The sequence below is a fragment of the Streptomyces afghaniensis genome (assembly GCF_044327915.1).
Taxonomy (GTDB): Bacteria; Actinomycetota; Actinomycetes; order Streptomycetales; family Streptomycetaceae; genus Streptomyces; species Streptomyces afghaniensis.
This window is the reverse complement of sequence record NZ_JBIRGJ010000009.1, coordinates 254280-280258: the sequence shown is the minus strand read 5'-3', so window position 1 is coordinate 280258 and position 25979 is coordinate 254280. Positions and strand designations below refer to the sequence as shown.

Annotated in this window: 27 protein-coding genes; 9 read left to right on the top strand and 18 right to left on the bottom strand. The window is 71.1% G+C overall.

The window, feature by feature from the left end; all coding sequences use genetic code 11:
- Nucleotides 1–2: 2 nt before the first annotated feature.
- From ACH4G3_RS33255 to ACH4G3_RS33245, 3 genes are all read right to left on the bottom strand, one after another.
- On the bottom strand, nucleotides 3–710 hold the full coding sequence (locus ACH4G3_RS33255; protein WP_397627978.1) for a methionine ABC transporter permease: 708 nt from the start codon (nucleotides 708–710) through the stop codon (nucleotides 3–5).
- Entirely contained in the window at nucleotides 707–1741 is a 1035-nt protein-coding gene (locus ACH4G3_RS33250) for a methionine ABC transporter ATP-binding protein (RefSeq protein ID WP_397627977.1), read from the bottom strand. Before ACH4G3_RS33250 ends, ACH4G3_RS33255 begins: the two co-directional genes overlap by 4 nt.
- A gap of 386 nt (nucleotides 1742–2127) precedes the next feature.
- Nucleotides 2128–2778 carry an HAD family hydrolase gene (locus ACH4G3_RS33245; protein WP_397627976.1) on the bottom strand — a complete coding sequence of 217 codons (651 nt, stop codon included), beginning with the start codon at nucleotides 2776–2778 and terminating at the stop codon, nucleotides 2128–2130.
- A 69-nt stretch (nucleotides 2779–2847) separates the two neighbouring features.
- Here ACH4G3_RS33245 and ACH4G3_RS33240 point away from each other — a divergent pair, with 69 nt between their 5' ends.
- Both ACH4G3_RS33240 and ACH4G3_RS33235 read left to right on the top strand, forming a co-directional pair.
- A complete protein-coding gene (locus ACH4G3_RS33240) occupies nucleotides 2848–3207 on the top strand; it encodes a hypothetical protein (protein WP_020269486.1) in 360 nt (119 codons plus the stop codon).
- On the top strand, nucleotides 3188–3619 hold the full coding sequence (locus ACH4G3_RS33235; RefSeq protein WP_397627975.1) for a hypothetical protein: 432 nt from the start codon (nucleotides 3188–3190) through the stop codon (nucleotides 3617–3619). Before ACH4G3_RS33240 ends, ACH4G3_RS33235 begins: the two co-directional genes overlap by 20 nt.
- A gap of 69 nt (nucleotides 3620–3688) precedes the next feature.
- On the opposite strand, the gene ACH4G3_RS33230 is transcribed toward ACH4G3_RS33235, so the two are convergent.
- The 3 genes from ACH4G3_RS33230 to ACH4G3_RS33220 form a co-directional block, all read right to left on the bottom strand.
- Nucleotides 3689–4186, bottom strand: coding sequence for a GNAT family N-acetyltransferase (locus ACH4G3_RS33230; protein WP_397628136.1), 498 nt, complete (start codon nucleotides 4184–4186; stop codon nucleotides 3689–3691).
- Between the two features lie 57 nt (nucleotides 4187–4243).
- A complete protein-coding gene (locus ACH4G3_RS33225) occupies nucleotides 4244–4738 on the bottom strand; it encodes an RNA polymerase sigma factor (RefSeq protein WP_397627974.1) in 495 nt (164 codons plus the stop codon).
- A gap of 109 nt (nucleotides 4739–4847) precedes the next feature.
- Nucleotides 4848–6038 (bottom strand): glycerophosphodiester phosphodiesterase, encoded by a 1191-nt coding sequence (locus ACH4G3_RS33220; protein WP_397627973.1) that lies wholly within the window; start codon nucleotides 6036–6038, stop codon nucleotides 4848–4850.
- 404 nt (nucleotides 6039–6442) lie between these two features.
- On the opposite strand from ACH4G3_RS33220, the gene ACH4G3_RS33215 reads away from it, so the two are divergent.
- On the top strand, nucleotides 6443–7117 hold the full coding sequence (locus tag ACH4G3_RS33215; RefSeq protein ID WP_397628135.1) for a lysophospholipid acyltransferase family protein: 675 nt from the start codon (nucleotides 6443–6445) through the stop codon (nucleotides 7115–7117).
- Nucleotides 7118–7139: 22 nt separating this feature from the next.
- Here the strand turns inward: ACH4G3_RS33215 and ACH4G3_RS33210 are convergent, their stop codons facing one another.
- From ACH4G3_RS33210 to ACH4G3_RS33190, 5 genes are all read right to left on the bottom strand, one after another.
- Entirely contained in the window at nucleotides 7140–8663 is a 1524-nt protein-coding gene (locus ACH4G3_RS33210; protein WP_397627972.1) for an MFS transporter, read from the bottom strand.
- The gene (locus ACH4G3_RS33205; RefSeq protein ID WP_397627971.1) at nucleotides 8660–9211 is read right to left on the bottom strand and encodes a TetR/AcrR family transcriptional regulator; all 552 of its coding nucleotides are present in this window, start codon (nucleotides 9209–9211) and stop codon (nucleotides 8660–8662) included. Before ACH4G3_RS33205 ends, ACH4G3_RS33210 begins: the two co-directional genes overlap by 4 nt.
- A gap of 110 nt (nucleotides 9212–9321) precedes the next feature.
- Nucleotides 9322–10293, bottom strand: a complete 972-nt coding sequence (locus ACH4G3_RS33200; RefSeq protein WP_397627970.1) for an aldo/keto reductase — start codon at nucleotides 10291–10293, stop codon at nucleotides 9322–9324.
- Between the two features lie 154 nt (nucleotides 10294–10447).
- Nucleotides 10448–11881 carry an argininosuccinate lyase gene (gene argH / locus ACH4G3_RS33195; protein WP_397627969.1) on the bottom strand — a complete coding sequence of 478 codons (1434 nt, stop codon included), beginning with the start codon at nucleotides 11879–11881 and terminating at the stop codon, nucleotides 10448–10450.
- 69 nt (nucleotides 11882–11950) lie between these two features.
- A complete protein-coding gene (locus ACH4G3_RS33190) occupies nucleotides 11951–13147 on the bottom strand; it encodes an argininosuccinate synthase (RefSeq protein ID WP_397627968.1) in 1197 nt (398 codons plus the stop codon).
- A gap of 217 nt (nucleotides 13148–13364) precedes the next feature.
- Here ACH4G3_RS33190 and ACH4G3_RS33185 point away from each other — a divergent pair, with 217 nt between their 5' ends.
- The 6 genes from ACH4G3_RS33185 to ACH4G3_RS33160 all read left to right on the top strand — a co-directional run bounded on the left by ACH4G3_RS33185 (nucleotide 13365) and on the right by ACH4G3_RS33160 (nucleotide 19180).
- Nucleotides 13365–14315 (top strand): hypothetical protein, encoded by a 951-nt coding sequence (locus ACH4G3_RS33185; protein WP_397627967.1) that lies wholly within the window; start codon nucleotides 13365–13367, stop codon nucleotides 14313–14315.
- A gap of 102 nt (nucleotides 14316–14417) precedes the next feature.
- On the top strand, nucleotides 14418–15005 hold the full coding sequence (locus ACH4G3_RS33180) for a pyridoxamine 5'-phosphate oxidase family protein (RefSeq protein WP_397627965.1): 588 nt from the start codon (nucleotides 14418–14420) through the stop codon (nucleotides 15003–15005).
- A 3-nt stretch (nucleotides 15006–15008) separates the two neighbouring features.
- Complete coding sequence (locus tag ACH4G3_RS33175; protein WP_397627964.1) at nucleotides 15009–15707, top strand: L,D-transpeptidase family protein; 699 nt, start codon at nucleotides 15009–15011, stop codon at nucleotides 15705–15707.
- A 168-nt stretch (nucleotides 15708–15875) separates the two neighbouring features.
- Nucleotides 15876–17258, top strand: a complete 1383-nt coding sequence (locus tag ACH4G3_RS33170) for a ferredoxin reductase family protein (protein ID WP_397627963.1) — start codon at nucleotides 15876–15878, stop codon at nucleotides 17256–17258.
- A gap of 40 nt (nucleotides 17259–17298) precedes the next feature.
- Complete coding sequence (locus ACH4G3_RS33165; protein WP_397627962.1) at nucleotides 17299–18384, top strand: FMN-binding protein; 1086 nt, start codon at nucleotides 17299–17301, stop codon at nucleotides 18382–18384.
- A gap of 55 nt (nucleotides 18385–18439) precedes the next feature.
- Nucleotides 18440–19180 (top strand): FAD:protein FMN transferase, encoded by a 741-nt coding sequence (locus ACH4G3_RS33160; protein WP_397628134.1) that lies wholly within the window; start codon nucleotides 18440–18442, stop codon nucleotides 19178–19180.
- Nucleotides 19181–19275: 95 nt separating this feature from the next.
- Here the strand turns inward: ACH4G3_RS33160 and ACH4G3_RS33155 are convergent, their stop codons facing one another.
- The 7 genes from ACH4G3_RS33155 to ACH4G3_RS33125 form a co-directional block, all read right to left on the bottom strand.
- Nucleotides 19276–19821, bottom strand: a complete 546-nt coding sequence (locus ACH4G3_RS33155; protein WP_059422875.1) for an arginine repressor — start codon at nucleotides 19819–19821, stop codon at nucleotides 19276–19278.
- Between the two features lie 7 nt (nucleotides 19822–19828).
- A complete protein-coding gene (locus tag ACH4G3_RS33150) occupies nucleotides 19829–21031 on the bottom strand; it encodes an acetylornithine transaminase (protein WP_397627961.1) in 1203 nt (400 codons plus the stop codon).
- Complete coding sequence (gene argB / locus ACH4G3_RS33145; RefSeq protein WP_397627960.1) at nucleotides 21028–21951, bottom strand: acetylglutamate kinase; 924 nt, start codon at nucleotides 21949–21951, stop codon at nucleotides 21028–21030. Before argB ends, ACH4G3_RS33150 begins: the two co-directional genes overlap by 4 nt.
- Entirely contained in the window at nucleotides 21948–23099 is a 1152-nt protein-coding gene (gene argJ, locus ACH4G3_RS33140; protein WP_397627959.1) for a bifunctional glutamate N-acetyltransferase/amino-acid acetyltransferase ArgJ, read from the bottom strand. The genes argB and argJ overlap by 4 nt, the downstream gene beginning before the upstream one ends.
- A complete protein-coding gene (gene argC / locus ACH4G3_RS33135) occupies nucleotides 23096–24124 on the bottom strand; it encodes an N-acetyl-gamma-glutamyl-phosphate reductase (RefSeq protein WP_397627958.1) in 1029 nt (342 codons plus the stop codon). Before argC ends, argJ begins: the two co-directional genes overlap by 4 nt.
- Before the next feature lie 81 nt (nucleotides 24125–24205).
- Nucleotides 24206–25285, bottom strand: a complete 1080-nt coding sequence (locus ACH4G3_RS33130; protein ID WP_397627957.1) for a sensor histidine kinase — start codon at nucleotides 25283–25285, stop codon at nucleotides 24206–24208.
- On the bottom strand, nucleotides 25278–25973 hold the full coding sequence (locus ACH4G3_RS33125; protein WP_397627956.1) for a response regulator transcription factor: 696 nt from the start codon (nucleotides 25971–25973) through the stop codon (nucleotides 25278–25280). Before ACH4G3_RS33125 ends, ACH4G3_RS33130 begins: the two co-directional genes overlap by 8 nt.
- Nucleotides 25974–25979 lie beyond the last annotated feature (6 nt).

The following is a 25979-nucleotide window of genomic DNA, read 5'->3' as shown; positions in this document are numbered from 1 at the left end:
GTTCAGGAGGCGGCTTTGAGCAGCCGCAGTTTGGGGGCGGGGCCCGAGTGGGCGCCGCGGCGGTGCAGGGAGCGGGCCGCGTAGTCGCCGGCGAACTGGATGACCGAGATGACGACGGCGAGGATCGCGACGGTGATCCACATCAGCTGGGTCTCGAAGCGCTGGTAGCCGTAGCGGATGGCGATGTCCCCGAGGCCGCCGGCGCCGACGGTGCCCGCCATCGCGGAGTAGCCGATGAGGGCGACGATCGTGGTGGTGGTGCTGGAGATCAGCGACGGCAGGGACTCGGGTACGAGGACCTTGCGGACGACGGTCCAGGTGTTGCCGCCCATGGCCTGCACGGCCTCGACGAGCCCGTGGTCCACTTCGCGGACGGCCGTCTCGACCAGGCGCGCGAAGAAGGGGATGGCGCCGACGGCGAGCGGCACGATGGCGGCCTCGACGCCGATGGTCGTGCCGGTGATCCAGCGGGTGAAGGTCATCAGCGCGACCATCAGGATGATGAACGGCAGCGAGCGGGCGATGTTCACGATCTGCCCGATGACCTTGTTGGCGACGAGGTTCTGCAGGAGGCCGCCGCGGTCGGTCAGGACCAGCAGGATGCCGAGCGGCAGTCCGCCGACGACGGCGATGAGCGTGGACCAGCCGACCATGTAGAGCGTGTCCCAACACGCCTGTTCCAGCAGGGGCTGCATCTCGGTCCAGGTCACTTGGCACCCTCCTTCGCCAGTACGGTCTCGCGGCCCGGGACGTCGACCTGGAGGCCCTTTTCCCGCAGGAAGCCGATCGGCACGACGTTGTCCTCGAAGCGGCCGGGCAGTTCGATCCGCATCCGGCCGACCTGGAGGCCGCCGACGGTGTCGATGGCGGCGCCGAGGATCGATATGTCGATGTTGTAGGTCCGGGCGAGCTGCGAGATGACGGGCTGCGTCGCGCTCTCGCCCTGGAAGGTGACGTCGACGACGGTGCGGTCCTCGCCGGAGGCCTCGCCGTCGAGCGGGAACAGCGCGGCGGCCAGTTCGGAGCCCGGGGTGGCCAGGAGCTCGCTGACCGTGCCCGATTCGACGATGCGGCCGTTCTCCATGAGCGCGGCCGAGTCGCAGACGGACTTCACGACGTCCATCTCGTGCGTGATGAGCAGGACGGTCAGGCCGAGTTGCCGGTTGAGGTCGCGCAGCAGCGCCAGGATCGAGCGGGTGGTCTCCGGGTCGAGGGCGCTGGTGGCCTCGTCGGACAGCAGGACCTTCGGGTCGCCGGCCAGGGCGCGGGCGATGCCGACGCGCTGCTTCTGGCCGCCGGAGAGCTGCGCCGGGTAGGCCTTGGCCTTGTCGGCGAGGCCGACCAGGTCGAGCAGCTCAAGTGCCTTGCGGGAACGTTCCTGTCCGGACTTCCCGAGGATCTCCAGCGGAAGCTCGACGTTGTCCTGGACGGTCCGGGAGGACAGCAGGTTGAAGTGCTGGAAGACCATGCCGATCCGGCTGCGCGCCTGCCGCAGTTCCCTTCCGGCACGCGGGCCGCGGCCGGCCAGGGCGGTGAGGTCCTGTCCGGCGACCGTCACGGTGCCGGAGGTGGGACGCTCCAGGAGGTTGACGCAGCGGATGAGCGAGGACTTGCCGGCGCCGGACTGGCCGATGACGCCGTACACCTCGCCTTCGCGGACGTGCAGGTCGACGCCGTCCAGGGCGGTGACCTCGCGGCCGCGCGAACGGTAGACCTTGGTCAGGTCCGTTGTGGTGATCACGTGGGTTTCCGTCACTGTCGAGTGCGCGGGCGTGGGTGTGCCCGGGCACAGAGGCATTCGTTCAGGGACGCGACACGGTTCTCGCTGGGGCGGGGAACCGGGGAGAACATGTGCGCGGGCGGCTTGGTGTCACGCACCGCTCAGGCCGTGCGGACATGCCGCTGTCTCGCTTCGGGGCGCGAGCTCAGGGGGTGGTGCGGGGGCCCTCTAGAAGGCGCACATTCGACACATACAACGAGCACCGGGCGTCATGGTCGCCTCGGTCGCGGGGATGCGGTCGCTCGTCGTGGTCATGCCGTCAGTAAAACATGCGTACGGTCCTGACCGGCCGCCGCTGTCCGGATGCTGGACAGCGGTGGACAGGGGCCGGGATCGGCCGGCTTCCGTCAGTCGCGGAGGGAGATCTCCAGACCCTGCTCGGTGACCAGTGCGGACAGGGCCGACAGGTTCTCGACCACCAGGTCGGCCTGGAGCTCATGGGCCTGGTGGGTTGTGGTCAACGCCACGGTGGTCATCCCGGCGGCGCGGCCGGCCGTCAGGCCCGCGGGGGCGTCCTCGAAGACGACGCACCGGGCGGGGTCGACGCCGAGTGTGCGGGCGGCGAGCAGATAGGGCTCGGGGTCGGGCTTGCCGCGGGTGACGTCGTCGGCGGCGACGAGCGTCTTGGGCAGGATGCCGACGGCGTCGAGCCGGGCCTCGGCCAGCCGCCGGGTGGCGGAGGTGACGACGGCCCAGCGCTCGGCGGGCAGGACGTCGAGGAAGGAGCGGGTCCCCGGCAGCAGGTGCACCCCGCCGTCGGGTACGTCCTCCACCTCCAGGTCCTCGATCCGCGCGACGGCCTGCGGCACCATGCCGGCGGGCAGCAGGTCGGCGGCTATCTCGGCGGCCGGCCGGCCGTGCAGCTCGACCCGGGCGAACTCCTCGGGCGTGATCCCGTACTCCGTGGCCCACCGCGTCCAGCAGCGGTCCACCGAGGCGAGGGAGGAGACCAGGGTTCCGTCGTTGTCGAACAGCAGAGCGTGCGCGTGGATCTTCATGCCCTCGACCCTACGGTGCAGGCCAGGGCCGCGGGCAGCGGGCCTTTTCGGCCGTAATAAGGTCGCAGCATGCTTGATGCCCTGACGCTGGTGACCGGTGTCGCCGCGCTGCTGCTCGCCGCCTGGTGCGGCTGGGCCGCCTTCCGTGACCAGCCGACGAAGGACTGGCACTTCATCGGGATGGCCGTGGTCACGCTGCTGACACTGGTCCAGCTGGTCGTGGGGATCGTGCTGCTGGCGCAGGGCGAGAAGCCGGAGCAGGGCACGACGATCTTCGTGGCGTATCTGCTCGGGGCGTTCGCGTGTGTCCCGGCGGCGGGGTTCATGTCGCTGGCGGAACGCACGCGGTGGGGTTCGGTGACGGTCGCCGCCGGCGGTGTGGTGCTGGCTGTGCTGGAGGTACGGCTCTATGACATCTGGGGAGGCTGAGGTGAGCCGGCGGCGGCTGACCAGCGGGCCCGGCACGCTGCTGGTGTGGCTGTACGGCGTGATGGTGGTGGGCGCGGTGTCGCGGTCCGCGTATCAGATCGCGACGGAGTTCGACCGGGCGCCGCTCGCGTACTCGCTGTCGGCGGTGGCCGGTGTGGTGTACGGGTTCATCACGTACTCGCTGGTGCGGGGTGGGGAGACGGCGCGCAAGGCTGCGCTGGCGTGCTGTGTCGCCGAGTTGGTGGGTGTGCTGACGGTGGGGACGTGGACGTTGATCGAGCCGTCGGCGTTTCCCGACGCGACCGTGTGGTCGGACTTCGGGATGGGGTATCTGTTCATCCCGGTTCTGTTGCCGGTGTCGGCTATTTACTGGCTGCGGCTGTCGCGTGCGCGGGATGGGGATGCCGCCTGAGGTGAACAGGCGGCCGCGGGCCGTGTGTGGTTGCTCGCGCAGTTCCCCGCGCCCCTGAAAAACAAGCCGTCAAGCTGTCGCTGCGTACGTGCCCGCCGGCTTCTCCAGGACGATCATGGGGATGCCGTCCGCGCCCTGGGACGTGCCCACGGTTTCGTAGCCCACCTTGCGGTAGAGGCGCAGGTGACCCTCGCTGCGGTGGCCGGTGTGGAGGCGGAAGCGGGTGGCGCCGTGCTGGTCGGCGAGGGCCGATTCGGCCGCTCGGAGCAGGCGGGCGCCGATGCCGTGCCCCTGGAGGCGGGGGTGGACGCAGAGCTTGCCGATCGCGGCGGCGCCGTCCTCGGTGACCGAGCCGCGCACCGAGCCGACGACCTCGTCGCCGAGCCGGGCCACGAAGACGCAGTCGCGGGCGACCTCCTCGCGGACCGAGTCGAGGGTTTGGACGAGCGGGTCGATGCGGTAGTTCCCGTACAGCGCCGCCTCCGACTGGAAGCACAGGTATTGCAGCCTGAAGATCTGCTCCGCGTCCTGCTCGGCCGCCGCAGAGATGGTCACGCTCATGCCCATGTGCGCACGCCTCCCGCTCATCTGATCACCTGTCGTTCCTCACTCCTATCCCCCTCCTCAGCGGGCCGCAACCTCCGGCGCCAGCAATCTGCGCAGACATCCCAGGCATCTGGAACGTTCCGGGCCAAGACTGCCCTGTGAGATACCCAACTCCCCCGCGATTTCCCGGTATGTCAGGTCCTCGGGAGAGAGCAGGGCCTCCATGAGCCGGGGGCAGCGGCCCGGGAGGCGGCGTACGGCCGCGCGCAGGGCACGGCCCCGGGCCGCGGCGAGGGCGAGCTGCTCGGGACCGAGGTCGCCGTCGTCGACCGGTTCGACGGCGTACGGCCGTTCGAGGCGGCTCGTACGGCGGGTGCGGCGGGCTTCCGAGCGGACGGCTCGGCGGAGCCATTCCTGCGGGTCGAGCGGCGGGCCCTCGGCGTCTAGGCGCTCCAGCAGCCGGAGCCAGACCGCCTGCTCCAGGTCACCCGGATCGGTTCCGGCGGCATATGCCTCCGCGGAGGCCTCGGCGGTGAGCAGCGGACGCAGGGCGGTGACCAGGTCGGGCGTCATATGCGGAGCGACGCGGCCGCCCGGGCCGTGGGTTGCCCGGGCGGCCGAAGCTCACCCGGCCGGGGGGCGCGAGCTCACCTGTTGACGCTCGCCGCCGACGCCTTGACGCTCAGCCGCCGACGAAGTCCTCGCGGGCCAGCACGCCCGTGTCGGGCTGGTCGGTGAAGACGCCGTCGATACCGGTCGCGAAATACGCCTTGTACGCGCCGAAGACATCACCGTAGGCGTCCGCGTCCGTGCCCTTGCGGAAGTTCGCGGGCAGGAAGGGGTTCTCGTTGCGCATCGTCCAGGGGTGCAGGATCAGACCCACCTTGTGCGCGTCCCGGACGAGTGTCGTCGGCTGCGTGAGGTTGCCCTTGGCGTCGCGGGGGATGACCAGGTCGAGCGTCGGGCCGATGCCCTGCGCGTAGGAGGCGATCTCCCGCAGGCCGGCCGGCTTGACCAGGTCGGCGACGGTGCGCGGGTCGCCCGTCTCGACGAAGTCCCAGGGGCGGCTGCCCGCCGAGGACAGCAGCACGACCAGGGGGTTGTCGACGAGCTTGTTGAGGCGCTCGATGCTGGTCGGCTCGAAGGACTGCAGGATGACCGGGGAGGTACGCCGGTCCTTGCGGTACTTGCGCAGCAGCTTGGCTACCCGCTCCTCCAGCGGGAGGCCCTGCTTGCGGAAGTAGGTGGGGTGCTTGAGCTCGGGGTAGATCCACACCTGCTTGCCGCGCTCGCGGCTCTGCTCGTCCTGCCACTTCAGGACCTCTTCGAAGGTGGGGATCTCCCAGCGGCCGTTGTAGAGGGTGTTGTGCGGGCGGTTGGCCGGGATGCGCTCGATCGCGCGCAGGGTCTTCAGCTCGGCGAGCGTGAAGTCCTCGGTGAACCAGCCGGTGGTGGAGACGCCGTCGAGGAGCTTGGTCTTCTTGCGGTCGGCGAACTCGGGGTGGTCGGCGACGTCCGTGGTGCCGCCGATCTCCGGCTCGTGACGGCAGACCAGGTGCCCGTCCTTCGTGGGGACCAGGTCGCCCGCCTCGACGATGTCGGCGCCCAGGTCGAGGGCCAGCTCGTACGAGCCGAAGGTGTGCTCCGGGCGGTAGCCGCTGGCGCCGCGGTGGCCGACGATCGTCGGCTTGGGCAGGCTCTTCAGCCCGCCGTGCCCGCCATACCCGCCCTGTCCGCCGCCGGGCCGGGCGCCGTCGGCTCTCGCCGTACCCGCCATGCCGAGGACCGCTCCCCCGGCGCCGAGGACCGCCGCGCCGAGCAGGGCCCGCCGTCCGGTTCCGCTCGTTTCCTCGTTCGGCCTCTGCGTTCCCATGAGCGCCCTCCCTGCCGTGAGCTCGTCCGTGCGGGCTGATCGTACGGGCGCGTACATGACGAGTGGGAGACGCCGGGCGGAACACGCGGGTGACGAAGGATGTCGTAGTGGCTGGTGGGGGCGGCGAACTGACGGCCCGTCGGAGACTCGCCGGGTTCGTCGCGTCCCGGCGATTCGGTGCGGCGGTTCTGGGAACGCGTCCGATACGCCCGGGGAGCGACGTCCGTCACATGTGGCGGCCGGGTTACGTACCGTCCATGGCGCGTCACCGCAGGTAAACACGCGTCAACGGTACGTAAGGCCTCGGTTAAGTCGCCGTGCCCGATGTGCGCGACCCCCGGGGCCGCGAGTATCGTCCTCACCTGCACAGACTCATACTGAATCCCTTGACACCGGAGGGTCCGTTGTCCCGCTTCGCGCTCATCAAGGCAGTGCTCGGCCCGATCATGCGCCTGATGTTCCGCCCTCAGGTGGAAGGTGCGGAGCACATTCCCGGCGACGGTCCGGTCATCCTGGCCGGCAACCACCTGACGTTCATCGACTCGATGATCCTGCCGCTGGTCTGCGACCGTCAGGTCTTCTTCATCGGCAAGGACGAGTACGTGACCGGGAAGGGCTTCAAGGGCCGGCTGATGGCCTGGTTCTTCACCGGCGTCGGCATGATCCCCGTGGACCGTGACGGCGGCCGGGGCGGGGTCGCCGCGCTGATGACCGGGCGCCGGGTACTGGAGGAGGGCAAGGTCTTCGGCATCTACCCGGAGGGCACGCGCTCGCCCGACGGCCGGCTGTACCGGGGGCGTACCGGGATCGCCCGGCTCACGCTGATGACGGGGGCGCCGGTGGTGCCGTTCGCGATGATCGGTACGGACCGGCTTCAGCCGGGCGGGTCGGGGCTCCCGCGGCCGGGGAAGGTCACCGTCCGCTTCGGTGAGGCGATGGAGTTCTCCCGGTACGAGGGGATGGACCGGGACCGGTACGTGCTGCGGGCGGTGACCGACTCGGTGATGAGCGAGGTCATGCGGCTCTCCGGGCAGGAGTACGTGGACATGTACGCGAGCAAGGCCAAAGAGGCCGCGTAGCGCCGTTCGGCTTCTCCGCCCCTCAAGGCCGGCTGTCGAGCCGTTGGCCGCGCAGCATGAACCATGCTGCTACGGCCGCGGCGAGCAGCACCGCCGCGCCCGCCCCAGCGGCCAGCGCCAAGCCGTCCACGAAGGACGTGCGGGCCGCGTCCAGCATCACGGCGGAGGTGTGGGCGGGCATGTTCCCGGCCGCCTCGACGGCGCCGCCCAGTGACTCGTGGGCCGCGGCCGGTGTGCCCGCCGGGCCGGTGAAGTCGCTGTAGACGCCGGTCACGATGGAGCCGAGCACGGCGATGCCGAGGGCCGCACCGAGTTCGTACGCCGTCTCGGACACGGCGGACGCGGAACCCGCCTGCTCCTTGGGCACGCTGGAGAGAATCACGTCGGCGGTCACGGTGAACGAGAAACCGGCCCCGACCCCGACCACCAGCAGCGCGGCCCCGAGCAGCGGGTAGCCGGTGGACTGGTCGATCACCGTGAGCGCGGCCAGGGCGAGGCCGATCGCCGCGAGCCCCCCGGAGACGACGGCCCGCACCGAGAAGCGCCGGGCGGCACGCCCCGCGAGCAGACCGGCCACCACCGCGCCGATCGCGGCGGGCAGCTCCGCCAGGCCCGCCTCGAACGGGCGCCTGCCCTGGACGAGTTGCAGGTACTGGGAGAGGAAGAACACCAGCCCGGACAGGCCGAGGATGGTCAGCAGGTCGGCCAGCACCGCCCCGCTGAAGCCGCGATGACGGAACAGGCGCATGTCCAGCAGCGGGGCCGCGAGCGTGAGCTGCCGGCGTACGAAGCCGTACAGGGCAGCCGCGCCCAGCAGGCCGGCGGCCAGGGTCGCCCACGCGAAGCCGTGCGCGGCGGCCTCCTTGACCGCGTACACGACACCGACCATGCCGACCAGCGACAGCACGACGCTGACCAGGTCCCAGGGACCGGGGTTCGCGGTGCGCGACTCGGGCAGCAGCCTGATGCCGACGAGGACCAGGACGGCCATCACGGGCAGGTTGATCAGGAAGACCGAGCCCCACCAGAAGTGCTCCAGCAGGAACCCGCCGACGATCGGGCCCACGGCCGTACCCGCCGAGGCGGTGGCGCCCCAGATGCCGACGGCCAGACTGCGTTCGCGCGGGTCATGGAAGAGGTTGCGGATCAGGGCGAGCGTGGCCGGCATCAGGGTCGCGCCGGCGACGCCGAGCAGCGCCCGCGCCACGATCATCATCTCGGGCGTGGTGGCGTAGGCGTTGACCACGGATATCGCACCGAACGCCGTGGCACCGACCAGCAGGATCCGCTTGCGGCCGATACGGTCGCCGAGGCTGCCCATGGAGACGAGCAGACCGGCGATGACGAACGAGTACACGTCGCCGATCCACAGCAGCTGCGTGCCGGACGGCTTGAGGTCCTCGCTGATGTAGGGGGTCGCGAGTCCGAGGACGGTCGCGTCCACGGCCACCAGCAGCACGGCGAGCACGAGGACGCCGAGCGCGAGCCAGCGGCCCGGGCGCGTCACCGCCTCGGCCGTCTCGGCCGGCTGCAGGGTGCTGGTCATGATTCCTCTCTCCGTAGTGCGCCGCCGAGCAGCAGCTCGACGATCATGTGCTGGAAGTCCTTGGGGGCGCCCTTGCCGCTCTGCACCATCCAGGCGCCGGAGGCCAGCAGGCCGTAGAGCGCCTCGGTGAGCCAGGCCGGGGTGAGGTCGATGCGGAACTCGCCGCTGAGCTGGCCGCGCCGGAACAGGGCGGAGATCCGCTCGTCGATCAGCGTCCAGCCCGCGTTCTGCTCCTCGCCCTCGAACAGCTGGTTCTCGGTGTAGAGGAACCCGAGCAGTCCGGCGGCGGGCTCGATGGCCCCGACCAGCCGGCGTACGGCCTCGCTCGCCGTGCCCTCTTCGAGCCGGGCGGCGTCCAGCGCGGCCTCGCATTCGGCGATGCCCAGCGACTCCAGCGCGCGGACGAGGGCGTCCCGCCCGGCGAAGTGGCGGTGCAGCGTGGCGCGGCTGATCCCGGCGGCCTTCGCGACCTCGTCCATGGTCGCGGTGGATTTGCGGGTCAGCAGGGCCGCGGCGGCGCGCAGCACGTGGTCAGGATCGACAGCCATGAGACAACCATACTCCATATGAGACATTGATGTCTCACACTGGGCATGCGTGACTCACGGCTGCCGGTGCACCCGGAGCGGCGGAGAGGTGGGAGAGGACCTGCGGGTGATCAGTGCCAGGGCAGCTGCCCGCGCCGCTCCCAGTACAGGTGGGGTTCCTCGACCAGCGTGGCCAGGCGGGTCAGCTGGTCGTCGTCGAGGTCGACGACCGCCGCGTGCAGATTGGAGGCGAGCTGGGTCGTGGTCGCCGCGCCGGAGAGGACGACGCCGGCCCAGGGCTGTCGCAGGATCACCGCAAGGGCGACGGCGTCGCAGCCCAGCCCGGTCACCTCGGCGATCTCCTTCAGGACGTCCGGCGCGTGCGGACCGGCGAGCCGGCCGTTGGCCATGCCCTCCTTGACGATCACGGTGAGCCCGGCGTCGTGCGCCTCGGCGAGGGCGGGCGCGGCAGAGATCTCCAGCGCGTTGTACGTCGACTGGACGGTACGGAAGAGGGGTTCGCCGTCGACCGTCACGGCGAGGGCGGCGCGGATCGCGTCCGCCTGGGCGGGACCGCTGGTGGAGAAGCCGATGGTGAGTCCCCGGGCGGCGGCTTCCGCGAGCTTCGCGTGCAGTTCCTTGTCGGTGAGGGCCGGGCTGTCCGGGGTCACCGAGTGGATCTGGTAGAGGTCGAGGCGGTCGCCGAGCAGGGCGTCGCTCTCTGCGCGCTGCCGTTCGTAGGTGGCGAGGGTGTGGTCCTTGACCTCGTGGGTCTCGGCGTCGGTGGACCAGTCGGCGGTGTAGGTGTAGCCCCATTTGCTGCCCACGACGATGTCATCGAGGCCGGGCCTGGTGTTCAGCCAGTCGGCGAGGAACTCCTCCGAGCGGCCGTAGGAGCGGGCGGCGTCGAAGTAGCGGACGCCCTGTGCGTAGGCGGCGTCCAGGAGTTCATGTGTGCGCTCGCGTAGAGCGTCGACCGTGCGCTCTGCCGGCAGGTCCTGATCGCGGCCCAGATTGATGTAGCCGGGGCGTCCGACGGCGGCGAGGCCGAGGCCGATGTGACAGGTGGGGGTTGTCGCTGTGGCCAGGCGGGCGAAGGGCATCGTCGGCTCCGTTCGGTCGGCTCACGGTGGCTTCCGAACAACGTAACCTGCGATGACCTTCGCCTCAGAGCTCGGCTCTCGCTGTGTTTCGGCGGGTGCGGGTCGTCGTCGCTTGTTCGCGCAGTTCCCCGCGCCCCTGAAGGGCGTTCCCCCCTCAGCCCTGCTTCTTGGCCGCTGCCCAGGCGTGCTGGACCGCCACGTCCGCCTTCACCTCTGCCAGCTGGATCGCGACCGCGCTCGGGGCCGTGCCGCCCCTGCCGTTGCGGGAGGCGAGGGCGCCCGGGACGTTCAGGACCGTGCGGACCTCGGGAGTCAGGTGCGACGAGATCTTCGCGAACTGCTCGTCCGTCAGGCCGTCCAGCTCCTTGCCCTCCGCCTCGGCGACCTTCACGCACTCACCCGCCACCTCGTGGGCCACGCGGAACGGGACGCCCTGCTTGACCAGCCACTCGGCGATGTCCGTGGCGAGGGAGAAGCCGGCGGGGGCCAGTTCCTCCATGCGCTCCCGGTGGACGGTGAGCGTGGCCATCATGCCGGTGAAGGCCGGCAGCAGGATCTCCAGCTGGTCGATGGAGTCGAAGACGGGCTCCTTGTCCTCCTGGAGGTCGCGGTTGTACGCGAGCGGGAGGGCCTTGAGCGTGGCCAGCAGGCCCGTCAGGTTGCCGATCAGACGGCCGGACTTGCCACGGGCCAGCTCGGCGATGTCCGGGTTCTTCTTCTGCGGCATGATCGACGAGCCGGTGGAGAAGGCGTCGTGCAGGGTCACGAAGGAGAACTCCTTCGTGTTCCAGAGGATGACCTCCTCGGCGATCCGGGAGAGGTTGACGCCGATCATCGCCGTGATGAACGCGAACTCGGCGACGAAGTCCCGGGAAGCCGTGCCGTCGATGGAGTTGCCCGAGCTGCCGTGCTCGAAGCCGAGGTCCTTCGCCACCGCCTCCGGGTCCAGGCCCAGGGAGGAGCCCGCGAGCGCGCCCGAGCCGTAGGGCGACACCGCCGTGCGCGCGTCCCACTGGCGCAGCCGCTCCGCGTCCCGGGACAGGGACTGGACGTGGGCGAGGACGTGGTGCGCGAAGAGGACCGGCTGGGCGTGCTGGAGGTGGGTGCGGCCGGGCATCGCCACGTCCGGGTGGGCCTCGGCCAGTCCGATCAGTGCGTCCTGGAGCTCGGCGATCAGGCCGCCGATGACGCGGGCGTGGTCGCGCAGGTACATGCGGAACAGGGTCGCGACCTGGTCGTTGCGGGAGCGGCCCGCGCGCAGCTTGCCGCCCAGGTCCGGGCCGAGCCGCTCCAGCAGGCCGCGCTCCAGTGCGGTGTGCACGTCCTCGTCGGCGATGGTGCCCACGAAGGAGCCGTCGGCGACGTCCGCCTCCAGCTGGTCGAGCCCGGCGATCATCCGGGTCAGCTCGTCCTCGGTGAGCAGGCCCGCCTTGTGCAGCACGCGCGCGTGCGCACGCGAACCGGCGATGTCGTACGGCGCGAGCCGCCAGTCGAAGTGGACGGACGCGGACAGCTTGGCCAGGGCCTCGGCGGGACCGTCGGCGAAACGGCCGCCCCAGAGCCGTACGTCACCGCTGTTGCTGCTCACTTGCGTTGCTCCTAGAGAGGTGTGGATGTGACGCGGACCTTTATATGCCCACGCCGGGTGCCCGTCGCGCTACGCCCGCAGCTGACGCTGTGCCGCGATCTTCGACGACAGGCTGTAGATGTCGATGAAGCCCTTGGCGGCGGACTGGTCGAAGGTGTCGCCCGTGTCGTAGGTCGCGAGGTTGAAGTCGTACAGCGACTGCTCGGAGCGCCGGCCGGTGACGACCGCGCGGCCGCCGTGGAGAGTCATCCGGATGTCGCCGGTGACGTACTGGTTCGCCTCGTTGACGAAGCCGTCGAGGGCGCGCTTGAGCGGGGAGAACCACAGGCCGTCGTAGACCAGCTCGCTCCAGCGCTGCTCGACGCCCCGCTTGTACCGGGCCAGTTCGCGCTCGACTGTGACGTTCTCCAGCTCCTGGTGGGCGGTGATCAGGGCGATCGCGCCCGGAGCCTCGTACACCTCGCGCGACTTGATGCCGACGAGCCGGTCCTCGACCATGTCGATCCGGCCGATGCCCTGGGCGCCGGCGCGCTCGTTGAGCTCCTGGACGGCCTGGAGCACGGTGACGGGCCTGCCGTCGATGGCGACCGGGGCGCCCTCCTTGAAGGAGATGACCACCTCGTCGGCCTCGCGCACGACGGCCGGGTTCTGCGTGTACTCGTAGATGTCCTCGATCGGCGCGTTCCAGATGTCCTCGAGGAAGCCGGTCTCGATGGCGCGGCCGAAGACGTTCTGGTCGATGGAGTACGGCGACTTCTTGGTGGTCGCGATCGGCAGGCCCTTGTCCTCGCAGAAGGCGATGGCCTTGTCGCGGGTCATGGCGTAGTCACGGACCGGGGCGATGCACTTCAGGCCGGGGGCGAGGGCGGCGATGCCGGCCTCGAAGCGGACCTGGTCGTTGCCCTTGCCGGTGCAGCCGTGGGCGACGGTCGTGGCGCCGTGCTTGCGGGCGGCGGCGACGAGGTGCTTCACGATCGCCGGCCGGGACAGGGCGGAGACCAGCGGGTAGCGGTCCATGTAGAGGGCGTTGGCCTTGATCGCCGGGAGGCAGTACTCCTCGGCGAACTCGTCCCGGGCGTCGGCCACTTCGGCCTCCACCGCGCCGCACGCGAGGGCGCGCTTGCGGATGACGTCCAGATCCTCGCCGCCCTGGCCGACGTCCACCGCGACCGCGATGACCTCGGCGCCCGTCTCCTCGGCGATCCAGCCGATGGCGACGGAGGTGTCAAGACCGCCGGAGTAGGCGAGTACGACGCGCTCGGTCACGGGTTCTTCCCCTCATACTGCGAACACTGACCTGCATGATTATGCAGAGCTCTGCATGATTCGTCAATCGGTCTCGGACCGAGGGCCTGATTCCGGCCATGCCGAAACGACTTCGAAGATCCTTTGAACGCGCGAAACCGCTTACCCGTACCTCTCGCCGAACGCAGGCGCCGCGTTTCGACACCGACGATCCCCCGACCCCTAGTGAGGCATCCGCATGTCCAGGGCTCTTCCGAAGTACAACAAGCGTCGCGTCGGCTTCATCGGCGGCGCCGCCGCGGTGGCACTGTCCGGCACGGTGATCGCCGGCTTCGCCCTCGCCGGGGAGACGCCCGAGAGCGGCGGGACGAACGCCCGGACGCTGGCGGGTCCCGGCACCATCACGTGCCCGGACGTCACCGGCCAGCTGCCGGACATCCCCGCCTCGGCGCAGGCGGAGGTCGACCGCAACCTCGCCCAGCTGACCACCCAGATCGAGGAGGCCAACAAGCGTCTCGTCGACACCGTCGGGCAGGGCGGGCCCAACTTCGTCCAGAACGCCATCCTCGGCCCGCTGGAGGACAAGCGCGTCGCCGCCCTGAACCGCATCGAGACCGCGATCGGGCGTGCCGCCGAGAAGCCGGAGGGGCTGGAGGCCTTCGCCGCCTGCCAGCTCAACGCCGACGGCGCCGCCGGAGCGGGCGAGGCGGCGGGTGGCGAGGCGGGCGCCGGCGAGGAGGCCGGCACGGGCGCTGAAGCCGGCGCGGGTGCCGAGGCCGGTGGGGGTGCCGAAGCCGGCGCCGAGGCCGGAGCCGGTGCCGAAGCGGGCGGGGGTGCGGAGGCCGGTGCGGGCGCCGGGGAGGACGCGGGTGCGGGCGAGGCGGGCAACGCCGGTGCCGGCACGATCAGCTGCCCGGACGTCGCCTCCCAGCTGCCCGCGATCCCGGCCTCCGCCCAGGCCGAGGTCGACCGCAACCTGGCGCTGCTGGACACGCAGGTCGCGGAGGCCAACAAGCGCCTCGTCGACACCGTCGGCCAGGGCGGGCCCAACTTCGTCCAGAACGCCATCCTCGGCCCGCTGGAGGACAAGCGGATCTCCACCGTCAACCGCATCGCCACGGCCATCGGCCGCACGGCCGAGAAGCCGGCCGGCCTGGACTCCCTGGCCGCCTGCACGCTCAACAAGTGAGCTGACAGGCGCTGTGGCCGCCCCGCGTGAGCGCCGGCCGGGGCGGCCACGGGGTGCCGCAATTCCTTAGACAGGCGAAAGACCTGCGCCATAATCGGCGGCATGGGAAAAACTCATGAGCGCATAGAAGGCCGGCTCCGCTCGTTCATCGAGGCGCAGCCGGTCTTCTTCACCGCCACCGCTCCCCTGTCCGCCGACGGCACGGTCAACCTCTCCCCCAAGGGGCTCAAGGGCTCCTTCGTGGTCCTCGACGACCACACCGTCGCCTACCTCGACTTCGCCGGCTCGAACGCCGAAACCATCGCCCATCTGCGGGAGAACGGTCGGATCACCCTGATGTGGTGCGCCTTCCAGGGCCCGCCGAACATCGTCCGGGTGCACGGCCGCGGGGAGCCGGTCTTCCGGGACGACCCCCGTTTCGGAGAGCTGCTCGGCCACTTCCCGGACATCGACCCGGCACAGCACGGGCTGCGCGCGATCATCGTCGTCACGGCCGAACTCGTCCGCGACACCTGCGGCTACGCCGTGCCCTTCATGGCCTACGAGGCCGACCGCGACCTGCACGGCAAGCGTTTCGCCCGCGAGGACGACGCCTCGCTCAGCGAGTACTTCACCAAGAAGGAGCACATCGCGACCAGCCTGGACGGACTACCCGGGCTGCCGTTGCCGCTGCCGCCTTCTACCGTCTGAGGCATGCGCCCCCGTGCCGTCGCCCTCGCCGTCTCCTCCCTCGTCGTGCTCGGCGCCGGGCCGCCCGCCCCCTCGCCCCCGCTGCCGGCCCGGATGACGGACACCGGCGGCGGCACCCAGCTGATCACCGCGGTGGCCCCGCGGAGGGCCTCGACGACGGGCACGGTCACCTGGTGGGACCTCAGGGGTGGGCGGTGGGTGCGGGCGGGTTCCGCGCCCGCGCGGTTCGGAGCGAACGGGCTGGCCGAGGGCGCGGCCCGCAAACAGGGCACGAACACGACGCCCACGGGTCTGTACGGGCTGCCGTACGCGTTCGGCATCAAGGCGGCGCCGCGCGGGACGGCGTACAGGTACCGCCGGGTGCACCGGGACTCCTGGTGGTGCCAGGACAACGACTCCCGCTCCTACAACCGCTGGAGCGAGCCCCGCGCGGCCGACTGCCGGGCCGCCGAGTCCGAACACCTGATCACCTACGGCGAGCGGTACGCGCACGCGCTCGTCATCGGCTTCAACTACGGGCGTCCGGTGCGGGGGCGCGGCGCTGGCATCTTCCTGCATGTCAACGGGCGGGGGGCGACGGCCGGGTGCGTGTCCGTGCCGAAGCGCGCCATGCGGACGATCCTCCGCTGGGCCGACCCGGCGAAGCGCCCCCACATCGCCGTCGGGACGGCGAGCGGGACCACCGCCGTCACGCGTTACTAGGGCCGGGAGGCCGCTCCGGCGCCTGCTGCCGGAGCCGGAAGGCCGTTTTGGCGCCCGTCCGGGTTACCGCCGGTCACTTCCGTGTGCGCACGACTCGGTACGCGGCTGAACACTCCCGTGTCCCGGCACGTATCTGTGGGCCAAGGGTCAAGTCCCCACGGAGGAACCGTGACCACCACGCTCGCAGGCGGCCGTGCCGCCCGCCGCCAGACGATGCGCCGCATCCGCCCGCGCCGCTCCCCGGCCGTACCGCTGCTGATCGCCCTGTGGGCGGGGGCGGCGGCCGTGCTGTGGCTGTGGTGGGACAACACACCGTCCCTCGCGGACACCACGAGCAAGATCCTGGCCGCGGGCCGGATCACCGGCCTGCTCGCCGGCTACCTCATGGCGCTGGTGGTGCTCCAGATGGCCCGGGTACCGGCGCTGGAGCGGCGGGTGGGCACCGACCGGGTCGCCCGCTGGCACGCCATGACCGGCCGCTACACGCTCTGCCTGGTCCTGGCGCACGTCTTCCTCACCATGTGGGGCTACGCCCTGCAGGCGGGCAAGGGGCTCGGCGACATCGTCCAGCAGACGACCGACTCCATCAACCAGCTGCCGGACATGGGCAAGGCCGCCATCGGCACGGGCCTGCTGTTCGTCATCGGGATCCTCTCGATCGGCGGCGTCCGCCGTCTGATCGGGTACGACACCTGGTACCACGTGCACCTGCTCACCTACGCGTCGGTGTACATGACGTTCTGGCACCAGATCACGACCGGCAACGAGTTCGCCGTCGAGCCCGCCGCGAAGACCTTCTGGTACGGGCTGTACGGCGCGGTGACCGCGCTCGTCCTCTGGTACCGGATCCTCACCCCGATCCGGCTGAACCTGCGGCACCGGATGCGGGTCGAGGCGGTCATCGAGGAGACCCCGGGGATCGTGTCCGTGCTGATCGGCGGGCGCAAGCTGCACCGGATGGGCGCGGAGGCGGGCCAGTTCTTCCGCTGGCGGTTCAAGGCGCCCGGCATGCGCTTCAGTTCGCACCCGTACTCCCTGTCGGCGGCGCCCCGCCCGGACATGCTGCGGATCACCGTCAAGGCGATCGGTGACCACACCTCCCGGCTGCGCGAGCTCGAGCCCGGCACCAAGGTGTGGGCGGAGGGCCCGTACGGCGCGATGACCGCGCAGCGCCGCAGCCGCGGCAAAGTGCTGCTGGTCGCGGGCGGTGTCGGCATCACCCCGATGCGGGCCCTGTTCGAGACGCTGCCGGGCGCGTCCGGGGACATCACGCTGCTCTACCGGGCCAACAGCACCCAGGACCTGGCCCTGTGGGGCGAGCTCGCCAAGATCGCCGACGAGCGCGGCGCCCGGCTGATGTACGCGGTCAACAGCCCCGACGGGGAACGCCCCGACATCTCCGCGGAGTCCCTCCAGCGGAAGATCCCGGACATCGGCGACCACGACGTCTTCATGTGCGGGCCGCCCGGCTTCGCGCAGTCGGTGTACGAGGCACTGCGCGGCGCGGGAGTCCCCGCCCGCCGTATCCATCACGAGTCGTTCGAGATGTGAGCGACGGGACATCAACGGCCCTTCAGGAGCTTGAGAAACGATGAGGAAGTCTCACCCCGTCCGGCGTGCCGTGCTCGCCGGCGCAGCCACCGTCTCCGGGATCGTGCTGCTGCTGTCACTGAAGCCGGCCTCCGACCCGGGCTCCGCCCAGGCGGCGGGGCAGGCGCCGCCCGCGGCGGCCGGGCAGGCCCCGCAGGGCGGCGTGAACGGCGCGGTCACCGGTGACGCGGCGCAGACGCAGTACGGCGCGGTGCAGGTACGCCTGACCATGAGCAACGGCAAGATCACTCAGGCCGAGGCGGTCCAGGCCCCCAAGGGCGGCCGCAGCGACCAGATCACCGCCAGCTCCGTGCCCCGCCTCAACCAGGCGGCGGTCGCCGCACAGAGCGCGGACATCGACGCCGTGTCCGGGGCGACGTACACCAGTGCCGGCTACAAGAAGTCCCTCCAGTCCGCCCTGGACAAGGCCAAGGCCTCGGCCGGCGGCGCGCAGGGCTCGGGCAATGCCCAGACGCTGACCGGCGATGTGGCGCAGACGCAGTACGGCCCGGTGCAGGTCCGCATCACCGTCGCCGGCGGGAAAATCACCAAGGCCGAAGCCGTCCAGGCCCCCAAGGGCGGCCGCAGCGACCAGATCACCTCCTCCTCCGTGCCCCGCCTCAACCAGGCGGCGGTCGCGGCCGGGAACGCGGAGATCGACGCGGTCTCGGGCGCCACGTACACCAGCGCCGGTTACAAGAAGTCCCTCCAGTCCGCCCTGGACAAGGCTCCGGCAGGAGGCGGTTCGTCCCAGGCCGCCGGCTCCGGGGGCGGTTCGTCCCAGGCCGCCGGCTCCGGGGGCGGTCAGGCCCAGACGCAGACCCTCACCGGCAGCGTGGCGCAGACCCAGTACGGCCCGGTCCAGGTCCGCATCACCGTCGCCGGCGGGAAAATCACCAAGGCCGAAGCCGTCCAGGCCCCCAAGGGCGGCCGCAGCGACCAGATCACCTCCTCCTCCGTGCCCCGCCTCAACCAGGCGGCCGTCGTGGCCGGGAACGCGCAGATCGACGCCGTCTCCGGAGCCACCTACACCAGCGCCGGCTACAAGAAGTCCCTCCAGTCGGCGCTGGACCAGGCCGGTGGCTGACACGGTGGCCGACTCCGCACAGGCTCCCGCCGCGGTACGTCACGCCGAGGAGACGATGGGGACCGTCTTCTCCTTCGACGTCCGCGGCGGGGAACCCGGCGCCGTACGCGCGGCGGTGGACGAGGCCGTCGCCGGGCTGTACCGGGTCGACGAGGTGTTCAGCACCTACCGCGAGGACAGCCAGATCTCCCGGCTGCAACGCGGTGAGCTGACGGTCGAGGAGTGTGATCCCGAGGTCGCCGAGGTCCTGGAGCTGGCGGCCGAGGCGGAGCGGCTGAGCGACGGCTGGTTCAGCACGTCGTACGGGGGCCGGCTCGATCCGACCGGCATCGTGAAGGGCTGGGCGGTCGAGCGGGCGGCACGGCAGCTGGCTGCGGTGCCCGGGGTGAGTGGGGTGAGCGTCAACGGCGGCGGCGATGTGCAGTTGCTCGGGGTTCCCGGTGCGCAGCGGCCGTGGCGCGTCGGGGTCTCGGATCCCCTGCGGCCGGGGGGTCTCGCGGCGGTGATCTCCGCGGCGGGGGTGGACGAGCTGGCGGTGGCCACGTCCGGGACCGCGGAGCGGGGGGCGCATATCGTCGACCCGCGCACGGGCCGTTCGGCCGTGACCGACCTGGTCGCCGTCACGGTGGTGGGGCCTCGGCTGACGTGGGCGGACTGCTGGGCCACGGCGGCGTTCGCGATGGGGTCGCGGGAGGGCTTGACGTGGTTGGAGTCGCTGCCCGGGGTCGAGGCACTGTTGATCACTGCCGGCGATGAGGTGCGCTGTACCGGGGGGTTGGCGGGGCGGCTGGGCTGAGTGGCGGCTGGGGCGGATGCCCCCGGGGGCGCGGGGAACTGCGCGACCAGCCACGGCGCACCCGCACCCGACCACCACCGGCCCCCCCGGCGTGCTCAGTGCCCGTTCTGCGCCAGCCTCAGCAGATGGTCGGCCAGCGCCTGCCCCCCGTCAGGGTTCCGGCTGATCAGCAGCAACGTGTCGTCACCGGCGATCGTCCCCAGGATGTCGTGCAGCTCGGCCTGATCGATCGCCGACGCCAGGAACTGCGCGGCCCCCGGAGGGGTCCGCAGGACCACGAGGTTCGCCGAAGCCTCCGCGGAGATCAGCAGCTCCTGCGACAACCGCCGCATCCGCTCCTCCTTCGCCGACCCGCCCAGCGGCGCGCGCGGCGTGCGGAAACCGCCCTCGCTCGGTACCGCGTAGATCAGGTCGCCGTCGGAGTTGCGGATCTTCACCGCGTTCAGCTCGTCCAGGTCCCGGGAGAGCGTCGCCTGAGTGACGCTCAGCCCGTCGTCGGCGAGCAGCTTCGCCAGCTGGCTCTGCGACCGCACGGGCTGCCGGTTGAGGATGTCCACGATCCGGCGGTGGCGTGCGGTGCGGGTCTGCGGCACGGCGGGCCCGTTCGCCCCCGGCTGCTCGTGGTCCTGCGCCTGGCTCATCGTCGTCTCATTCCCCGGATCGTCCGTCCCCGTCGGCTGCGCTTGCGTCGAGGACGCCGGGCAGCGCCCGGAGGAAGGCGTCCACCTCGTCGTCGCCGATGTTCAGCGGCGGCATGAGCCGTACGACATCGGGAGCGGGCGCGTTCACCAGGAGGCCGGCGTCCTGAGCCGCCTGCTGCACCTGGGGCGCGAGCGGCTCGGTGAGCACGATACCCAGGAGGAGACCCGCACCCCGGACGAAATCGATCAACTCGTGGCCGAGGCCCTCGATCCCGTCCCGCAACTTCTCGCTCTGCCGCTTGACGTTCTGCAGCAACCCCTCGTTCTCGATGGTGTCGAGGACGGCGAGCCCGGCGGCGCAGGCGACGGGGTTGCCGCCGAAGGTCGTGCCGTGGTGGCCGGGCTGGAGCAGTTCGGCGGCGCGTCCGAAGGCGACGGTCGCGCCGAGGGGCAGTCCGCCGCCGAGGCCCTTGGCGAGGGTGACGACGTCGGGCAGCACGCCCTCGTGGGCCTGGTACTCGAACCAGTGCCCGGTCCGGCCGATGCCGGTCTGCACCTCGTCGAGGACGAGCAGCGCGCCGGTGGAGGCGGTGATGGCCCGGGCGGCCTTGAGGTAGCCGGCGGGCGGGACCACGACCCCGTTCTCGCCCTGGACCGGCTCGATGATGACCAGGGCCGTCTCGTCCGTCACCGCGGCGGCCAGCGCCTGCGCGTCGCCGTACGGGACGTGCGTGACGTCGCCGGGCAGCGGCAGGAAGGGCTCCTGCTTGCCGGGCTGGCCGGTGAGCGCGAGGGCGCCCATCGTGCGGCCGTGGAAGCCGCCCTGGGTCGCGACCATGTGGGTGCGCCCGGTGAGCCGGCCGATCTTGAAGGCGCCCTCGTTCGCCTCGGCGCCGGAGTTGCAGAAGTAGACCTTGCCGTCGCGGCCGAAGAGCTGGAGCAGCCGTTCGGCGAGCGCGACCGGCGGCTCGGCGACGAACAGGTTGGAGACATGGCCGAGGGAGGCGATCTGCCGGCTCACGGCCTCGACGACGGCCGGGTGGGCGTGGCCGAGCGCGTTGACCGCGATACCGCCGACGAGGTCCAGGTACTGCTTGCCGTCGGCGTCCCACAGCTTGGTGCCCTCACCGCGGACGAGCGGGAGCCTCGGGGTGCCGTAGTTGTTCATGAGCGCGCCCTGCCACCGTGCGGTCAGTTCCTGGTTGCTCACGACTCCCCCTGTCCGCCCGGTCCCTCGGGCTTCTCGTCGGCCACGACCATCGTGCCGATCCCCTCGTCGGTGAAGATCTCCAGCAGGATCGAGTGCTGGACCCGGCCGTCGATGACCCGGGCGGTGGTGACGCCGCCGCGTACGGCGTGCAGGCAGCCCTCCATCTTCGGCACCATGCCGGAGGACAGCTCGGGCAGCAGCCGCTCCAGCTCGGAGGCGGTGAGGCGGCTGATCACCTCGTCGCTGTTGGGCCAGTCCTCGTAGAGTCCCTCGACATCCGTGAGGACCATGAGGGTTTCGGCGCCCAGTGCAGCAGCGAGTGCCGCAGCCGCCGTATCAGCATTGACGTTGTAGACATGTCCGTCGTCCTGGGAGCGGGCGATCGAGGAGACGACCGGGATGCGGCCGTCGGCGAGCAGGGCCTCGATCGCACCCGTGTCGATCGCGGTGATCTCGCCGACCCGGCCGATGTCGACCAGTTCGCCGTCGATCTCGGGCTGGTGCTTGGTGGCGGTGATGGTGTGCGCGTCCTCGCCCGTCAGGCCGACGGCGAGCGGGCCGTGCTGGTTGAGCAGCCCGACCAGCTCGCGCTGCACCTGGCCGGCCAGCACCATCCGTACGACGTCCATGGCGTCCTCGGTGGTCACCCTGAGGCCCGCCTTGAACTCGCTGACGATGCCGTGCTGGTCGAGGGCGGCGCTGATCTGCGGGCCGCCGCCGTGCACGACGACGGGCTTGAGGCCGGCGTGGTGCAGGAACACCACGTCCTGGGCGAAGGCGGCCTTCAGGTCCTCGTCGACCATGGCGTTGCCGCCGAACTTGATGACGACCGTCTTGCCGTTGTGCCGGACCAGCCAGGGCAGCGCCTCGATGAGGATCTGGGCCTTGGGCAGGGCGGTGTGTTTGCGGGTGGTGCTCATGACGAGTACGCGCTGTTCTCGTGGACGTAGTCCGCGGTGAGGTCGTTGGTCCAGATCGTGGCGGTCTCGGACCCGGCGGCGAGGTCGGCGACGATGTGCACCTCGCGGTAGCGCATGTCGACCTTGTCGCGGTCCTCGCCGACACCGCCGTTCTTGCACACCCAGACGCCGTTGATGGCGACGTTGAGCCGGTCCGGCTCGAAGGCGGCGCTCGTCGTGCCGATCGCCGACAGCACCCGGCCCCAGTTGGGGTCCTCGCCGTGGATCGCGCACTTGAGGAGGTTGTTGCGGGCGATGGAGCGGCCCACCTCGACGGCGTCGTCCTCGGTCGCGGCGTTGATCACCTCGACCTTGATGTCCTTGCTGGCGCCCTCGGCGTCCCGGATGAGCTGCTGACCGAGGTCGTCGCAGACCTGCCGGACGGCCTCGGCGAACTCGTCGTACTCAGGGGTGACCCCGGCGGCGCCGGAGGCGAGCAGCAGCACGGTGTCGTTGGTGGACATGCAGCCGTCGGAGTCGACCCGGTCGAAGGTCGTGCGGGTGGCCGCCCGCAGGGCCTTGTCGAGTGCGTCGTTGTCCAGGTCCGCGTCCGTGGTGAGGACGACGAGCATGGTGGCGAGGCCGGGGGCGAGCATGCCCGCGCCCTTGGCCATGCCGCCGACGGTCCAGCCGTCCTTGGTGACGACGGACGTCTTGTGGACCGTGTCGGTGGTCTTGATGGCGATGGCGGCCTTCTCACCGCCGTGCTCACTCAGCGTCGCGGCTGCCTTCTCCACGCCCGGGAGCAGCTTGTCCATCGGCAGGAGGATGCCGATCAGTCCGGTGGAGCAGACGGCGACCTCGATGGCGCCCCGCCCGAGGACCTCGGCGACCTTCTCGGCCGTGGCGTGCGCGTCCTGGAAGCCCTTCGGGCCCGTGCAGGCGTTGGCGCCGCCGGAGTTGAGGACGACGGCGGACACCTGGCCGCTCTTGAGGACCTGCTCGGACCACAGCACCGGGGCGGCCTTCACGCGGTTGGAGGTGAAGACGCCGGCGGCGGCGCGGCGGGGCCCGGTGTTGACCACGAGGGCCAGGTCGGGGTTGCCGTTCTCCTTGATCCCGGCGGCGATGCCCGCCGCCGTGAATCCCTTCGCTGCCGTCACACTCACGGCGCAACTCCGATCGTCGTCAGTCCGGTGGTCTCGTCGAGCCCCAGGGCGATGTTCATGCTCTGGACGGCACCGCCGGCGGTGCCCTTGGTGAGGTTGTCGATGGCGCTGATCACGATGATCCGTCCGGCGGCCGTGTCGTGCGCGACCTGCACCTGAACGGCGTTCGAACCGTAGACGGACGCCGTGGCGGGCCACTGGCCCTCGGGCAGCAGGTGCACGAAGGGCTCGTCGGCGAAGGCCTTCTCGTAGGCGGCGCGCAGGGACTCGGCGGTGACTCCGTCCGTCGCCTTCGCGCTGCACGTGGCGAGGATGCCGCGGGGCATCGGCGCGAGGGTCGGTGTGAAGGAGACGGAGACCGGCTCGCCGGCGGCCGCGCTGAGGTTCTGGGTGATCTCGGGGGTGTGCCGGTGCCCGCCGCCGACGCCGTACGGGGACATCGAGCCCATGACCTCGCTGCCCAGCAGGTGCGGCTTGGGTGCCTTGCCCGCGCCTGAGGTGCCGGAGGCGGCGACGACCACGGCCTCGGGCTCGGCGAGTCCGGCGGCGTACGCCGGGAAGAGGGCCAGCGAGACGGCCGTGGGGTAGCAGCCGGGCACCGCGACGCGCTTGGACCCCTCCAGCGCGGCGCGGGCGCCCGGCAGTTCGGGAAGGCCGTAGGGCCAGGTTCCGGCGTGCGCGGAGCCGTAGAACTTCTCCCAGGCGGCGGCGTCCGTGAGCCGGAAGTCGGCACCCATGTCGATCACCAGCACGTCCGGCCCGAGCCGCTCGGCGACGGCGGCGGACTGCCCGTGGGGCAGTGCGAGAAACACGACGTCGTGGCCGTCGAGCACCGCCGGGGTCGTCTCCTGGAGCACTCGGCCGGCCAGGGGCAGCAGGTGCGGCTGGAGCGCACCGAGTTTCTGCCCCGCGTTGGAGTTGCCGGTCAGGGCGCCGATCTCGACCTCGGGGTGCGCCAGGAGCAGACGCAGCAGTTCCCCGCCCGCGTATCCACTCGCTCCGGCCACTGCCGCACGTACCGCCATGGAACCTCCTCCTTAGAGGGCATGACTATACGTTTCTCTGCAGTTTTATGCAATCACGCCGCTCTGCTCGGGGACGGCTGCCTACGGCGTGCCGGGAAGCCGGACCGTGACGATGAGGCCGCCGGCGGGGCGGGGGGCGAGGTCGAGGGTCCCGTCGTGGGCGCGGACGATGCTGTGCACGATGGCCAGGCCGAGGCCGACGCCGGCGTGCTCGTCGGTGCGTACGCGTTCCGTTCCGCGCTGGAAGGGTTCGGTGAGGGTCGGTACCAGGTCCGGTGGGAGCCGGCGGCCCGTGTTCTCGACCCGCAGCACGCTCGTGTCGCCGTGCGCCTCGGTGTGGACCGTCACGGTGCCGCCGGCGGGGAGGTTGTGGACGACGGCGTTCTGCACGAGGTTCGTCACCATCCGCAGCAGGAGCTCCGCGGAGCCGCTGGTCCGGGCCGCCCCGCCGGTGACGTCGAGCGTGGTCCGGCGGTGTTCGGCGAGGGGCAGCAGCGTTTCGGCGGCTTCTTCGGCGATGAGGGAGAGGTCGACGCTCGCGCGGGTGAAGTTTCCGCGGTCGCTGCGGCTGAGCAGCAGGAGGGCCTCGGTGAGGCCGATCGCCCGCGTATTGACGGCGTGCAGGCGTTCGATGAGTTCGTCCGGGTCCCGCGTGGGGTCCTTGCGGGCGACGTCGAGCAGCGTCCGGGAGACGGCCAGTGGGGTGCGCAGTTCGTGGGAGGCGTTCGCGGCGAACCTCTGCTGCTCGGCGACGTGCGACTCGAGTTGTTCGAGCATGGTGTCGAAGGTGTCGGCGAGTTCACGGAACTCGTCCTGGCGGCCCTCCATGCGGATGCGGTGGGACAGCGATCCCTTCCCGGCCCTCCGTGCCGCGGCCGTGATCGTGGTGAGCGGCGCGAGCATCCGGCCGGCGAGGATCCATCCCCCGACGAGGCCGAACACGAGCAGGAAGACCATCGCCACGGCCGCGGCGGGGGCGAAGGTGCGCACCAGGAGGTAGCGGTTGGGTGAGGTCCCGAGCAGACCCTGGGAGTTGTCGGGTACGTAGCGCAGCAGGTACATCCACACCACGGCCAGCAGGAGAGCGCCGGCGACGGCGAGGAATCCGGCGTAGCTGAGGGTGAGCCTCAGCCGGGCGCTGAGCCCTGGTCGTCTATGCATGCGCACTGCCGGGGCCGGTGGTGTCCCCGCCGGTGTCGATCCGGTAGCCGACGCCGGGCACCGTGGCGATGATCCATGGTTCGCCGAGCCGTTTGCGCAGTGCGGAGACGGTGATGCGCACGGCGTTGGTGAGGGGGTCCGCGTTCTCGTCCCAGGCCCGTTCCAGGAGCTCTTCGGCGCTGACGACACCGCCGTCGGCGGCGACGAGGACTTCCAGCACGGCGAACTGCTTGCGGGTGAGGGCGACGTAGCGTCCGTCGCGGAAGACCTCCCGGCGGAAGGGGTCGAGCCGCAGGCCCGCGATCTCGCGGACGGGGGGCCGGGCGTACGCGCGTCTGCGGTCGAGCGCCCTCAGCCGCAGGACGAGTTCCCGCAGCTCGAACGGTTTGGTGAGGTAGTCGTCGGCGCCGAGCCCGAATCCGGACGCCTTGTCGTCGATCCGGTCGGCGGCGGTGAGCATGAGGATCGGGATGCCGCTGCCGGAGGCGACGATGCGCCGGGCGACCTCGTCGCCGGAGGGTCCGGGGATGTCGCGGTCGAGGACCGCGAGGTCGTAGGAGTGGACGCTGAGCAGCTCCAGGGCGGTTTCGCCGTCGCCGGCGATGTCGGCGGCGATCGCCTCCAGCCGCAGACCGTCACGGACGGCTTCCGCCAGGTAGGGCTCGTCCTCCACGATCAGTACGCGCATGCCCGA

What these genes read in the sequence shown, in the direction of transcription:
- ACH4G3_RS33245 (WP_397627976.1), bottom strand. Translation starts at nt 2,778, where the DNA reads ATGAAGATCCACGCGCACGCTCTGCTGTTCGACAACGACGGAACCCTG.
- ACH4G3_RS33240 (WP_020269486.1), top strand. Translation starts at nt 2,848, where the DNA reads ATGCTTGATGCCCTGACGCTGGTGACCGGTGTCGCCGCGCTGCTGCTC.
- ACH4G3_RS33235 (WP_397627975.1), top strand. Translation starts at nt 3,188, where the DNA reads ATGACATCTGGGGAGGCTGAGGTGAGCCGGCGGCGGCTGACCAGCGGG.
- ACH4G3_RS33230 (WP_397628136.1), bottom strand. Translation starts at nt 4,186, where the DNA reads ATGGGCATGAGCGTGACCATCTCTGCGGCGGCCGAGCAGGACGCGGAG.
- ACH4G3_RS33225 (WP_397627974.1), bottom strand. Translation starts at nt 4,738, where the DNA reads ATGACGCCCGACCTGGTCACCGCCCTGCGTCCGCTGCTCACCGCCGAG.
- ACH4G3_RS33220 (WP_397627973.1), bottom strand. Translation starts at nt 6,038, where the DNA reads ATGGGAACGCAGAGGCCGAACGAGGAAACGAGCGGAACCGGACGGCGG.
- ACH4G3_RS33210 (WP_397627972.1), bottom strand. Translation starts at nt 8,663, where the DNA reads ATGACCAGCACCCTGCAGCCGGCCGAGACGGCCGAGGCGGTGACGCGC.
- ACH4G3_RS33205 (WP_397627971.1), bottom strand. Translation starts at nt 9,211, where the DNA reads ATGGCTGTCGATCCTGACCACGTGCTGCGCGCCGCCGCGGCCCTGCTG.
- ACH4G3_RS33200 (WP_397627970.1), bottom strand. Translation starts at nt 10,293, where the DNA reads ATGCCCTTCGCCCGCCTGGCCACAGCGACAACCCCCACCTGTCACATC.
- ACH4G3_RS33185 (WP_397627967.1), top strand. Translation starts at nt 13,365, where the DNA reads ATGTCCAGGGCTCTTCCGAAGTACAACAAGCGTCGCGTCGGCTTCATC.
- ACH4G3_RS33180 (WP_397627965.1), top strand. Translation starts at nt 14,418, where the DNA reads ATGGGAAAAACTCATGAGCGCATAGAAGGCCGGCTCCGCTCGTTCATC.
- ACH4G3_RS33175 (WP_397627964.1), top strand. Translation starts at nt 15,009, where the DNA reads ATGCGCCCCCGTGCCGTCGCCCTCGCCGTCTCCTCCCTCGTCGTGCTC.
- ACH4G3_RS33165 (WP_397627962.1), top strand. Translation starts at nt 17,299, where the DNA reads ATGAGGAAGTCTCACCCCGTCCGGCGTGCCGTGCTCGCCGGCGCAGCC.
- ACH4G3_RS33160 (WP_397628134.1), top strand. Translation starts at nt 18,440, where the DNA reads ATGGGGACCGTCTTCTCCTTCGACGTCCGCGGCGGGGAACCCGGCGCC.
- ACH4G3_RS33155 (WP_059422875.1), bottom strand. Translation starts at nt 19,821, where the DNA reads ATGAGCCAGGCGCAGGACCACGAGCAGCCGGGGGCGAACGGGCCCGCC.
- argB (WP_397627960.1), bottom strand. Translation starts at nt 21,951, where the DNA reads ATGAGCACCACCCGCAAACACACCGCCCTGCCCAAGGCCCAGATCCTC.
- argC (WP_397627958.1), bottom strand. Translation starts at nt 24,124, where the DNA reads ATGGCGGTACGTGCGGCAGTGGCCGGAGCGAGTGGATACGCGGGCGGG.
- ACH4G3_RS33130 (WP_397627957.1), bottom strand. Translation starts at nt 25,285, where the DNA reads ATGCATAGACGACCAGGGCTCAGCGCCCGGCTGAGGCTCACCCTCAGC.
- ACH4G3_RS33125 (WP_397627956.1), bottom strand. Translation starts at nt 25,973, where the DNA reads ATGCGCGTACTGATCGTGGAGGACGAGCCCTACCTGGCGGAAGCCGTC.